Below are 11,156 nucleotides of genomic sequence, written 5' to 3'. Positions count from 1 at the left end.
CCGGTGGCCCGGTGGCCGGGCTCCAGTGACCGGAAGCTGTACGCGTACGGGGTCGCGAAAACCGTCCTGCCCTGCCGGTGGGGCACGGCAGGGCAGGAGAGCGGCGGGGGAGGGGCCGACGGTCAGGCGTCGATGATGACGGGGATGATGAGAGGCCTGCGGCGGTGGGTGCGGAAGGCCCAGTTCGCCACGGCGCGCGCGATGAGCTGTTCCAACTGGCGCGCGTCGCCGACGCCTTCCTGGGCCGCCGTCGCCAGGGTCTTCTCGATGACGGGGATGACCGGTTCGAAGGTCGAGTCGTCGTGGACGAAACCGCGCGCCAGGAAGTCGGGAGTCTCGGCCAGGGCACCCGTGTCGGCGTCGACGATCGCCACCACGGTGACCACGCCTTCCTCCGCGAGGGTGACACGGTCCTTCAGGGACGCCTCGGTGGCGCCGCCGACCTCCATGCCGTCCACGTAGACGTTGCCCGCGGGCACCTTGCCGGTGATCGTCGCCCGCCCGTTCACCAGGTCGACGACGACCCCGTCCTCCGCGATGACGACCCGCTCGGGATCGACCCCCGTACGGATGGCCAGGTCGGCGTTGGCCCGCAGGTGCCGCCATTCACCGTGCACGGGCATGACATTGCGCGGCTTGACGATGTTGTAGCAGTACACGAGCTCACCGGCGCTGGCGTGTCCGGAGACGTGCACCTTGGCGTTGCCCTTGTGGACGACGTGGGCGCCCCAGCGGGTCAGACCGTTGATCACCCGGTAGATGGCGTTCTCGTTGCCGGGGATCAGGGAGCTGGCGAGCAGGACGGTGTCGCCCTTGCCGATGCGGATCACATGGTCGCGATTGGCCATCCGGGACAGAGCCGCCATCGGCTCGCCCTGGGAGCCGGTGCAGACCAGCGCGATCTTGTGGTCGGCCAGCTTCTCCAGTTCCCTGGTGCTCACGACGAGACCACTGGGCACCTTCAGATAGCCGAGGTCGCGGGCGATGCCCATGTTGCGGACCATGGAACGGCCCACGAAGGCGACCTTGCGACCGTGCTGGTGCGCGGCGTCCAGGACCTGCTGGATGCGGTGCACATGGCTGGCGAAACTGGAGACGATCACCCGGCGCGGGGCGGTACGCATCACCTGCTCGATCGCCGGGTTCAGTTCGCGCTCCGAGGTGGTGAAACCGGGAACCTCGGCGTTGGTGGAGTCGGTGAGGAAGAGATCGACGCCCTCCTCGCCGAGGCGGGCGAAGGCGCGCAGGTCGGTGATGCGGTCGTCCAGCGGGAACTGGTCCATCTTGAAGTCACCGGTGTGCAGCACCATGCCGGCCGCGGTACGGATGGCGACCGCGAGACTGTCCGGGATGGAGTGGTTGACGGCGACGAACTCGCAGTCGAAGGGGCCGAATTTGCGCCGGTCGCCCTCGCGCACGCGCACCGAGCGCGGCCGGATTCCGTGTTCCTTGAGCTTGGCCTCCAGGAACGCCAGGGTCAGCTTCGAGCCGACGACGGGGATGTCGGAACGCTCTCGCAGGAGATAGGGCACGCCACCGATGTGGTCCTCGTGGCCGTGCGTGAGCACCACGGCCACGATGTCGTCCAGACGATCGCGGATCGAGGTGAAGTCCGGCAGGATCACGTCGACGCCGGGCTGGGTCTCTTCGGGGAACAGCACGCCGCAGTCGACGATGAGCAGCTTGCCGGCGTGCTCGAAGACGGTCATGTTGCGGCCGATCTCACCCAGACCGCCCAGGGCGACGACCCTCAGCCCTCCAGCGGGCAGGGGAGGGGCGGCTTTCAGTTCGGGATGTGGATGACTCATATTCCGACGTTACCGGAGAGCCCGCCGAGGAGATCCACTGGCTGCCCGGCCAGCCAGGTCAAAACGGCGCGACCGAGGCGGCCGACGGGGGTGCGCGTATGCGGGCAGCGGCGACGCGCCCGCCCTGCCGGATGCCGTCGCAGCCGTCACCGGGCGCGCTCCGGGGCGGAGCGGGAACACCCGATCCCCGGCCAACATCCGTGCTCCGCGCCGCTGTTGGCACAACCATCCGGCGGGACCAAGGGTCATGTATGAGTGAGTGGACAGTCACGGGGGCGAACCCGCGGACCCACGCGACACCCCCGCAGACAACGCGAACCACGCGAAGAACGCAGGCAACGCAGACAACGGGGAGCAGTCATGAAGACGGGCGTGCACTTCAGGATCGCGATCGTCGCGGCGCTCACGGCGGCGACGGTGACCGTCGCCCCGGCCGCGATCGCGGCGGCGGACGGCAGAGCACCCGCCGCGTCGCCCCGGGCCGAGACCCGGGCCCAACCCCGGACCCAGGCCCCGGCCTGGCGCACCTCCCTGGCGGGGACCCTCTCGGGCGCCTCGCTCTTCGACATCGCGTCGGCCGGTCCGGACGATGCCTGGGCGGTGGGAGTCGAGTACGTCCATGGCGACGGCCAGGGCGTCATCCTGCGCTGGGACGGCGCGACCTGGCAGCGGCAGTCCACCCCGGACGTGTCGGCGACCGGCGTGTGGCACGCCGTGGACGCGGTGTCCGCGTACGACGTGTGGGCGTACGGCTGGGACCAGGAGGGCGAGACGCTCGCCCATTACGACGGCAAGCGGTGGACGCAGGCCTCCCTGCCCGCGGAGCAGGGCTACGGTTTCGCGAAGCTCGCCGCCGCCCCCGGCAGGACCTGGCTGGTGAGCGACACCGCGATCAACTCCTACGCCCAGGGTGTCTGGCAGAGCACACCCCTCCCGAGGGGCGTCCACATCAGCGCCATCGAGGCGCGGACCGCCCACGACGCCTGGGCGGTGGGCCAGTTCGCGTACGCCGGCCAGCGGAGCCGGTCCGTGCTCCTGCACTGGAACGGCCGTTCATGGACCGAGACCGCGCCGGCCAAGAGCGACCTCGGGATCACGGCCGTGTACCAGGATTCCGCCCACAGCGTCTGGGTCACCGCTCTCGCCCCATACGTCGAGGACGAACCGCAGCGGAGCAAGGTGCTGCACTGGAACGGCCGCACCTGGCGTGATGTCACCGGGCCGGTCGACGGACTGCAGGCCAGTGCCATCACCGGCGACGGCAAGGGCACCGTCTGGGTCTCGGGCGACCCCTACGGCTACGAGGGCACCGCCCTCTACTGGCGCCTGCGGAACCGGGTCTGGACCTCCGTGGAGGGCGACGCCGTGCCTGGCGGCCAAACCCAGGGATACGAAATCGAGGCCCTCGCACCCGCCGGCCGCACCGGACAGTTCTGGTCCGTCGGCAGCTACACGCAGCTCACCGGGGAGTCCACCGCCGCCCAGTACGAACTGATCCAGCGTTCGACCCGCTGAGCCACGCCCCGGGCAGGTCACACCACCGCACGCCGGTCATGTGATCGACCGGTCGCGTCCTAGGGTTGCCGTATGACTCTCGCTCACGACGCGACCGGAGACGGTCCCGTCCTTGTACTGCTGCACTCCGGGGTGTGCGACCGAAGGATGTGGGATCCGCAGTGGCAGGCCCTTGCCGATGCCGGATACCGGGTGGTGCGCTGCGACTTCCGGGGCTTCGGCGGGACTCCGTTGCTGGACGCACGCCACAACGACGCAGAGGACGTACTGGACCTGCTGGACGCCCTCGGGATCGAGCGAGCGGCGCTGATCGCCTCCTCGTACGGCGGACAGGTCGCCCTGGAGATCGCCGCACGCCGTCCGGAGCGGGTGTCCGCCATGGCGCTGCTGTGCGCCGCGCTGCCAGGGCATGAACCCACCGCCGAGCTGCGCGCGTTCGGCGAGCGGGAGGACGCGCTGCTCGAGGCGGGCGACATCGCGGGGGCCGTGGAACTGAACGTGGACACCTGGCTGGGGCCGGACGCCGAGGAGACGGTCAGGCAGGAGATGCGCGAGATGCAGCGGCACGCCTTCGAGGTGCAACTGGCCGCCCCCGAGGGCGCCGGGCGGAACAAGGTGGAGAGCGACCTGTCAGCGATCGAGGCACCCTGTCTCGCGATTTCGGGCGGCCACGACCTGGCGGACTTCCGGGAGATCGCGGCCCGGCTGCCGGGCCTGCTCGACGGCGCCCGGCACCTCGAACTGCCCTGGGCCGGCCATCTCCCCAGTATGGAGCGGCCCGCCGCGGTGACGGACCTGCTGACCGGATTCCTGCGCGAGACGGTGCCCGCCGGCTGAGCGCGACTGCCGCAAGTCCCGGGCAGGCCGCCTGCGTGAGACGGTGTCCGCCGATCCCCCGTTGGAGGGGCGTCTGTGATACGTGAGAGGGTCTTGGGCGTGAGTGAGACACCGTCGAACACCCTGCAATACCGCTTTGACGGGCCGGAAGACGCCCCTGTCCTGGTCCTCGGCTGCTCCCTCGGCGCCACATGGCACATGTGGGACCGGCAGGTGCCGGAGCTGGTGAAGCAGTGGCGGGTCTTCCGCTTCGACCTGCCGGGGCACGGCGGTGCCCCCGCCCGTCCCGCCGGGTCGGTCGCCGAGCTGGCCGCCCGTCTGCTCGCCACGCTCGACACGGTCGGCGTGCAGCGCTTCGGGTACGCGGGCTGCGGGCTCGGCGGTGCGATCGGCGCCGAGCTGGCACTGCGCCACCCGCAGCGGCTGGCCTCGCTCGCGCTGATCGCCGCCTCGCCGCGCTTCGGAACGGCGGACGAGTTCCGCCAGCGCGGGGTGATCGTCCGGACGAACGGGCTCGGCCCCATCGCCCGTACCGCCCCCGAACGCTGGTTCACCAGCGGTTTCGCCGCCGCGCAGCCCGCCATCACCGACTGGGCCGTCCAGATGGTCCGTACCACCGACCCCGGCTGTTACATCGGGGGCTGCGAATCGCTCGCCTCCTTCGACGTACGGGGCGAACTGGCCCGTATCGGTGTGCCGACCCTCGTCATCGTCGGCTCCGACGACCAGGTCACCGGACCCGCCGAGGCCCGCACCCTGGTCGCCGGTATCCCGGACGCCCGCCTCGCGGTGGTGCCCGGCGCCTCCCACCTGGTCCCGGTCGAGCAGCCCGCGGCCGTCACCGACCTGCTCGTACGTCACTTCTCGACGGCCTGGCAGCCGGTGTACGACGCCGGAACCGGCCTGTTCGCCCTCTCGGCGGCCCCGGTCAGACCGGTCCTGACCGCACCGCAGCCGGTCACCCCCCTCGCGGAGATCGCGCCGCCCGCCCCGCAGCCCGAGGCGCTGGGCCGTCCGGACCCGTACGAGGCCGGGATGAAGGTCCGGCGCGAAGTGCTCGGCGACGCCCATGTCGACCAGGCGTTCGCGCAGGCCGACGAGTTCTCCGGGGACTTCCAGGACTTCGTCACCAGATACGCGTGGGGCGAGATCTGGAACCGGCCCGGCCTCGACCGGCGCTCCCGCAGCTGCGTCACCCTCACCGCGCTCGTCGCGGGCGGCCACCTCGACGAACTCGCCTTCCACACCCGCGCCGCCCTCCGCAACGGCCTCACTCCGGCCGAGATCAGGGAAGTACTGCTCCAGGCGGCCGTCTACTGCGGGGTGCCGGCCGCGAACAGCGCGTTCAAGGTGGCCCAGCAGGTCATCCGCGAGGAGACGACACCCGAGGGGTGACCCGGAGGCGGGTCCGGATGCCGAAGGCGGCGGCCCCGGCCACGGCCCCCGCCGCTCACAGCCCGGTTCCACGCGGCAGGATGGAGACATGAAGCTCACGAAGATGTCCCATGCCTGTGTCCGGCTGGAGAAGGACGGGCGGACGCTCGTCCTCGACCCCGGGGGATTCAGCGAGGAGGACGCCGGGGTCGGCGCCGACGCGATCCTGGTCACCCACGAACACATGGACCACTTCGACGAGGGGCGGCTGCGCGCCGCCCTCGACGCGAACGCGGCCGCCGAGATCTGGACGCTCGCCGCGGTCGCGGAGCAGCTCTCCGCGGCCTTCCCGGGCCGCGTCCACACCGTCGGCCACGGGGACACGTTCAGCGCCGCGGGCTTCGACGTCCAGGTCCACGGCGAACTGCACGCCGTGATCCACCCGGACATCCCGCGCATCACGAACGTCGGCTATCTCGTCGACGGCGCCGTCTTCCACCCCGGCGACGCCCTCACCGTCCCCGACCACCCCGTCGACACCCTGCTGCTGCCGGTCATGGCCCCCTGGAGCAAACTCTCCGAGGTCATCGACTACGTCCGCGAGGTCGAGCCGCGGCGCGCGTACGACATCCACGACGCCCTGCTCACGGACCTCGCCCGGCCGATCTACGACCGGTTGGTCGGCGGCCTGGGCGGCACCGACCACCAGCGCCTCGCGGCGGGGACGTCGGCGGAGGTCTGAGACGGCGTTGTCAGACCCGGCGGGTAGGTTGTGGGGCATGCGTATCGCGACCTGGAACGTGAACTCGATCACCGCCCGCCTGCCGAGGCTGCTGGCCTGGCTGGAGAGCACCGGCACGGACGTGCTGTGCCTCCAGGAGGCCAAGGTGGCCGCCGACCAGTTCCCGGCCGGCCAACTGCGCGAGCTGGGCTACGAAGTGGCGGTCAACGCGACCGGCAGATGGAACGGCGTCGCGGTGATCTCCCGGGTCGGCCTGGAGGACGTGGTGCGCGGCCTGCCCGGCGACCCCGGCTACGAGGGCGTCGAGGAACCCCGCGCCGTCTCCGCGACCTGCGGCCCGGTCCGCGTCTGGTCGGTGTACGTGCCGAACGGCCGCGAGGTGGACCACCCCCACTACGCCTACAAGCTCGGCTGGTTCGAGGCCCTGAGAGCGGCCGTCGCGGCCGATGCGGCGGGCGCCCGCCCGTTCGCCGTCCTGGGCGACTACAACGTGGCCCCGACCGACGACGACGTGTACGACCTGGCGGCCTTCGAGGGCCTCACCCACGTCACCCCGGCCGAGCGCGCGGCCCTGGCCGCCCTGCGCGAGACGGGCCTGACGGACGTGGTCCCGCGCCCCCTGAAGTACGACCACCCGTACACGTACTGGGACTACCGCCAGCTCTGCTTCCCCAAGAACCGGGGCATGCGCATCGACCTGGTCTACGGCAACGAGCCGTTCGCCCAGGCCGTGAAGGACGCGTACGTGGACCGCGAGGAGCGCAAGGGCAAGGGCGCGTCGGACCACGCCCCCGTGGTGGTGGACCTGGAGGTGTAGCGGGCCCGCTCGTCGGGTCCTGGGCCCGCGCGCCCTGTGGTGCGGTCGGCGGTGCGAATGACAGGCTGGACGTATGAACATCCCTTTCCTGGGCAACTGGCGTAAGCGGCACGGACTCGCCCGAGGTGTGGCGGTGTTCTCCGGCGGGGAGCACGACCCCGAGGGGATCGCCGGGCTCCTCTCCGAGTGCGAGCTGCTCCGCTCCCAGGCGCACCGGGCGGGCGTCGAACTCGACGACTCCGCCGCCTCGTTGGAGGCGTTGGACCAGTTGGTGCCGGGCTGGCGGGACGACGAGGAGTCGCTGCCCTGGCTCGGCAACGACGCCGGCCTCTATCTCGGCACGGTCATCGTGCGGACGGTCCCCGGCGCGGTCTGGGACCTCTGGCCGAACGGTCACCCCGTCGTGCGGCTGCCGACGGGCCGTGAGTTCGACGTCGTCGCCTCCGGGCACGCGTGGGCGTCCAGCGGCGCTCCCGAACTGTCGCAGTTGTACGCGGAGGTCGCGGAGGCGTAGGCATCGGGCGGGCACCAGGCGAGGTGTCTGGCGAGGCATCCGGTGAGGCATCTGGCGTAAATACGGCTATTGCCCGAAAAGTGCGTGTCGCTCTTCAACTCCACTGTTGTCTGGATAGTTTGCGGCAACCACGACACAGCTGAAGTGAGTAGGGCTGGGCATGGCCGTCGATCCGCTGATCGATCCGCATGAAGACAACAAACGCTTCGGTGAGCCGCGTGTCCTCCAGGACATGCCACGGCCCCGAGGGCCAAGATTCTGCGGCCCTGAAGTCAACACCGGTGTCCGTCAAGGGAGTTGAGGATGCCGTGAACCGACTGACGGTCAACCTCCCGACGGTGGCCAGGGTCGGAAGACCGGCCGGGCCGAACCTCGACTAAGATTTGCTGTTCATCCCAATAGGGATGTGGACGGAGGTCGAGGCGTTCGCGCCGGCCGAATCAGGGACGCTGCTGCCAGGCGGGCAGTGGTAGGAGGGCATGCGCTCGCCCGGCTGCAGCCGGAGATCACTGCTCGCGCGGGGGTACCGACACCCATGAGGGGTCGCTCTCCGGCGGGCAGAAGGTCAGCTGCGCGCCGGTCGGGTTGTGCTCGACGCAGAGCGGGTCGACCTGGCCGACCGGTCTGCCGAGGCCGAGCGGGCCCGCGTCGCGGAGGTGCGCGACGAGGGTGCCGCTCTCCTTGGTTCCGGGGCACGCCCAGCCGCACAGAGGACCGCGGAGGTCTCAGGAAGCGTGGTGGGAGTCGCTGTGCGCGTCCCCAGGAGTGACGGCCGGTACGGGCAGCGGGGTTCGCGCGGCCCGGGTGATGTCCGTGACGACGTCGACCACATCGGGTCCGTACGCCTGCGAGTTGACCACCTTCAGGAGCAGTACGAAGGAGTTGTTGCCGTGTTTGCGGGCCAGCCGTTCGTGGTTGCGGGCGAGGTAGCGGGTCGCAGCCTGGTTGGTGATCGCGCGCTGGCCGCAGAAGAGGAAGACCGGCCGGGCTTCGGCGCTCTGGCCGGCGGTGAGCCGCGCGAGGATCACGTACTCGCTCCGGCCGCCCTCCATCCGGTAGTGCTCGGTGCCGATCCGGAAGGCACCGCGGTCCGGGCCGGGTTCGGCGTCGACGTTGACGCGGACACCGGGGAGCAGGGTGTGCAGATGCGCCGCCATACGGCGGTTGGAGGCCGGGCCGCCCACGCAGAACTCGGTGCGCTCGCCGAACCCCTGCCGCGCGGCGTCGTGGGCGACGACCTGGGCGTGGGCGTTGCAGTCCTTGATGAGCGCGGCCAGCTCCAGCAGGGCGAACACGTCGTGCCGCGTCACCGTCAACTCGGGGCCACCGGCCTCGCGGTTCACCACGAGCAGCGACTCGGAGTTGTCCGGCAGCCCGAAGAAGGCCTGCTTGCGGCGGAGTCCGCGTTTCCACAGATAGGTGCGGGCCAGCCAGCCGAGGGCTGCGCTGATACCGGCCGCGACCACACCGAGGACGATATTGCGCACATCGTCAGTCATGGGCGCGCATGCTAGCGGTCGACCGCAACGGTGTTCGAGGGGCCCTTACGGGACCGCGAGGTTGAAGTTACGCTGCGCGGACGGTCGTTGACTGGAGGTATTGATGCGTCGCCCTGTCGCACGGAGTCTGGCGGTCCTGGCGGTTTCGGCAGCGGTGGTCTCGGTGGGGGCGGCAGCGCCACCCTCCGGCGCCGCACCGGCGGACCCGGCCCCGCGGAAGGTCCCGGTCGCCGTCGGATACGGCGGCGCCGTGGCGAGCGTGGACGCGGACGCCTCGGCCGCCGGGATCGAGATCCTCCGCGAGGGCGGCAACGCGGTGGACGCCGCCGTTGCCACGGCCGCCGCGCTCGGGGTCACGGAGCCCTACTCCAACGGCATCGGCGGAGGGGGCTACTTCGTCCACTACGACGCCAAGTCCCGTACGGTGCAGACGATCGACGGCCGGGAGACGGCGCCTCTGACGGCCGACTCGGGCCTGTTCCTGGAGAACGGGCAGCCGATCGCGTTCGCCGACGCGGTCACCAGCGGACTGAGCGTCGGTACGCCGGGCACCCCCGCGACCTGGCAGGCGGCGCTGGACAGTTGGGGCACCAAGCGGCTCGGTACGCTGCTGAAGCCGGCGGAGCGGCTCGCGCGCGACGGCTTCACGGTCGACGACACGTTCCGGTCGCAGACCGCGTCGAACGAGACACGGTTCAGGAACTTCCCCGACACCGCGAAGCTGTTCCTGCCGGGCGGTGCGCTGCCGGTGGTCGGGTCGACGTTCAAGAACCCCGATCTGGCGCGTACGTACGCGGAGTTGGCCCGCAAGGGCGTCGGTGCCCTGTACCGGGGGAAGCTGGCGAAGGAGATCGTCGACACGGTCAACAGGCCGCCGGTGGACCCGGGTTCGGGCTACAACGCGCGTCCCGGCGAGCTGTCGCTCAAGGACCTGGCGGCCTACCGGGCGAAGCGGCAGGCGCCCACGAAGACCTCGTACCGGGGTCTGGGCGTCTACTCGATGGCACCCTCGTCGTCGGGCGGCACGACGGTCGGCGAGGCCCTCAACATCCTTGAGAGGACGGACCTTTCGAAGGCGAGCGAGGTCCGGTACCTGCACCGCTACATCGAGGCGAGCCGGATCGCCTTCGCGGACCGGGGGCGCTGGGTGGGCGACCCGGTCTTCGAGGACGTACCGGCGAAGGAACTGCTGTCGCAGTCGTACGCCGACTCGCGGGAGTGCCTGATCAAGGACGACGCCGTGCTGACCAGCCCGGTCGCGCCCGGGGATCCGCGGCACCCGGCGGCCTGCGCGAGCACCGGCATCGCGGCGCCGACGACGTACGAGGGCGAGAACACCACGCATCTGACCGTGGCCGACAAGTGGGGCGACGTCGTGTCCTACACGCTGACCATCGAGCAGACCGGCGGCAGCGGCATCACGGTCCCGGGCCGGGGCTTCCTCCTCAACAACGAGCTGACGGACTTCTCCTTCGCCCCGGCCAGCCCGGCCGTCCACGATCCGAACCTGCCGGGCCCGGGGAAGCGACCGCGCTCGTCGATGTCCCCGACGATCGTCCTGGACGCGCACGGCAGGCCGGTGGTGGCGCTCGGCTCGCCGGGCGGAGCGAGCATCATCACGACCGTCCTGCAAACCCTGACGGGCTTCCTCGACCGGGGGCTCCCGCTGGTCGACGCGATCGCCGCGCCGCGCGCGAGCCAGCGCAACCAGACCACCACCGAACTCGAACCGGCCCTGTGGAACAGCCAGCTGAGGACCGGCCTGGAGGCGATCGGCCACGGCTTCCGCCTCAACCCCGAGATCGGCGCGGCAACCGGCGTACAGCGCCTGCCGAACGGCAAGTGGCTGGCGGCGGCGGAGACGGTACGCCGGGGCGGCGGATCGGCGATGGTGGTGCGCCCGGCCCCCTGAGTCGCCCGGCGCCTTGAGCACCCGGCCCCCTGAGTCACGGGGCGCCGGCTGCGGCACGGCGATCGAGGCGGGTCGGCCGTCCTCGGCGTAACGGCGGGCGGCGGCCGTTCCGCCGAGGACGGCCGACCCGCCTCGATC

At 71.1% G+C, this 11,156-nt stretch carries 9 protein-coding genes and 1 pseudogene; 7 read left to right on the top strand and 3 right to left on the bottom strand.

The features are described from left to right. Window positions 1–122: 122 nt before the first annotated feature. Complete coding sequence (locus tag AOK08_RS26400; protein ID WP_055530570.1) at window positions 123–1,808, bottom strand: ribonuclease J; 1,686 nt, start codon at window positions 1,806–1,808, stop codon at window positions 123–125. Window positions 1,809–2,168: 360 nt separating this feature from the next. Here AOK08_RS26400 and AOK08_RS26395 point away from each other — a divergent pair, with 360 nt between their 5' ends. From AOK08_RS26395 to AOK08_RS26370, 6 genes are all read left to right on the top strand, one after another. Continuing rightward, on the top strand, window positions 2,169–3,323 hold the full coding sequence (locus AOK08_RS26395) for a hypothetical protein (RefSeq protein WP_055530568.1): 1,155 nt from the start codon (window positions 2,169–2,171) through the stop codon (window positions 3,321–3,323). Window positions 3,324–3,395: 72 nt separating this feature from the next. Beyond that, window positions 3,396–4,160, top strand: a complete 765-nt coding sequence (locus AOK08_RS26390) for an alpha/beta fold hydrolase (RefSeq protein ID WP_055530566.1) — start codon at window positions 3,396–3,398, stop codon at window positions 4,158–4,160. A 99-nt stretch (window positions 4,161–4,259) separates the two neighbouring features. Next, entirely contained in the window at window positions 4,260–5,555 is a 1,296-nt protein-coding gene (gene pcaDC / locus AOK08_RS26385; RefSeq protein WP_055530572.1) for a bifunctional 3-oxoadipate enol-lactonase/4-carboxymuconolactone decarboxylase PcaDC, read from the top strand. An 88-nt stretch (window positions 5,556–5,643) separates the two neighbouring features. Continuing rightward, window positions 5,644–6,276, top strand: a complete 633-nt coding sequence (locus tag AOK08_RS26380) for an MBL fold metallo-hydrolase (protein WP_055530564.1) — start codon at window positions 5,644–5,646, stop codon at window positions 6,274–6,276. Between the two features lie 37 nt (window positions 6,277–6,313). Beyond that, window positions 6,314–7,093 carry an exodeoxyribonuclease III gene (locus tag AOK08_RS26375; protein WP_055530562.1) on the top strand — a complete coding sequence of 260 codons (780 nt, stop codon included), beginning with the start codon at window positions 6,314–6,316 and terminating at the stop codon, window positions 7,091–7,093. 73 nt (window positions 7,094–7,166) lie between these two features. After that, the gene (locus tag AOK08_RS26370; protein WP_055530560.1) at window positions 7,167–7,607 is read left to right on the top strand and encodes a DUF6278 family protein; all 441 of its coding nucleotides are present in this window, start codon (window positions 7,167–7,169) and stop codon (window positions 7,605–7,607) included. A 506-nt stretch (window positions 7,608–8,113) separates the two neighbouring features. On the opposite strand, the pseudogene AOK08_RS47595 reads toward AOK08_RS26370, so the two are convergent. Together AOK08_RS47595 and AOK08_RS26365 are read right to left on the bottom strand one after the other, a co-directional pair. Beyond that, window positions 8,114–8,293 (bottom strand): annotated as a pseudogene (locus AOK08_RS47595) (acyl esterase); the annotation flags it as partial. A 39-nt stretch (window positions 8,294–8,332) separates the two neighbouring features. After that, window positions 8,333–9,106: a hypothetical protein gene (locus AOK08_RS26365; protein WP_055530558.1), complete on the bottom strand. Its 774-nt coding sequence runs from the start codon at window positions 9,104–9,106 to the stop codon at window positions 8,333–8,335. 103 nt (window positions 9,107–9,209) lie between these two features. Between AOK08_RS26365 and ggt the strand changes: the two genes are divergently transcribed. After that, window positions 9,210–11,018: a gamma-glutamyltransferase gene (gene ggt, locus AOK08_RS26360; protein ID WP_055530556.1), complete on the top strand. Its 1,809-nt coding sequence runs from the start codon at window positions 9,210–9,212 to the stop codon at window positions 11,016–11,018. Window positions 11,019–11,156: the final 138 nt, after the last annotated feature.

Origin of the sequence: Streptomyces graminilatus, from assembly GCF_001418565.1 — a bacterium.
In the GTDB taxonomy this organism is placed as follows: domain Bacteria; phylum Actinomycetota; class Actinomycetes; order Streptomycetales; family Streptomycetaceae; genus Streptomyces; species Streptomyces graminilatus.
This window is presented reverse-complemented; position numbering and strand designations above follow the sequence as displayed.

Excerpts from the sequence above, each read along its gene's own strand:
- AOK08_RS26400 (WP_055530570.1), bottom strand. The coding sequence starts at position 1,808 with ATGAGTCATCCACATCCCGAACTGAAAGCCGCCCCTCCCCTGCCCGCT.
- AOK08_RS26395 (WP_055530568.1), top strand. The coding sequence starts at position 2,169 with ATGAAGACGGGCGTGCACTTCAGGATCGCGATCGTCGCGGCGCTCACG.
- AOK08_RS26390 (WP_055530566.1), top strand. The coding sequence starts at position 3,396 with ATGACTCTCGCTCACGACGCGACCGGAGACGGTCCCGTCCTTGTACTG.
- AOK08_RS26380 (WP_055530564.1), top strand. The coding sequence starts at position 5,644 with ATGAAGCTCACGAAGATGTCCCATGCCTGTGTCCGGCTGGAGAAGGAC.
- AOK08_RS26375 (WP_055530562.1), top strand. The coding sequence starts at position 6,314 with ATGCGTATCGCGACCTGGAACGTGAACTCGATCACCGCCCGCCTGCCG.
- AOK08_RS26370 (WP_055530560.1), top strand. The coding sequence starts at position 7,167 with ATGAACATCCCTTTCCTGGGCAACTGGCGTAAGCGGCACGGACTCGCC.
- AOK08_RS26365 (WP_055530558.1), bottom strand. The coding sequence starts at position 9,106 with ATGACTGACGATGTGCGCAATATCGTCCTCGGTGTGGTCGCGGCCGGT.
- ggt (WP_055530556.1), top strand. The coding sequence starts at position 9,210 with ATGCGTCGCCCTGTCGCACGGAGTCTGGCGGTCCTGGCGGTTTCGGCA.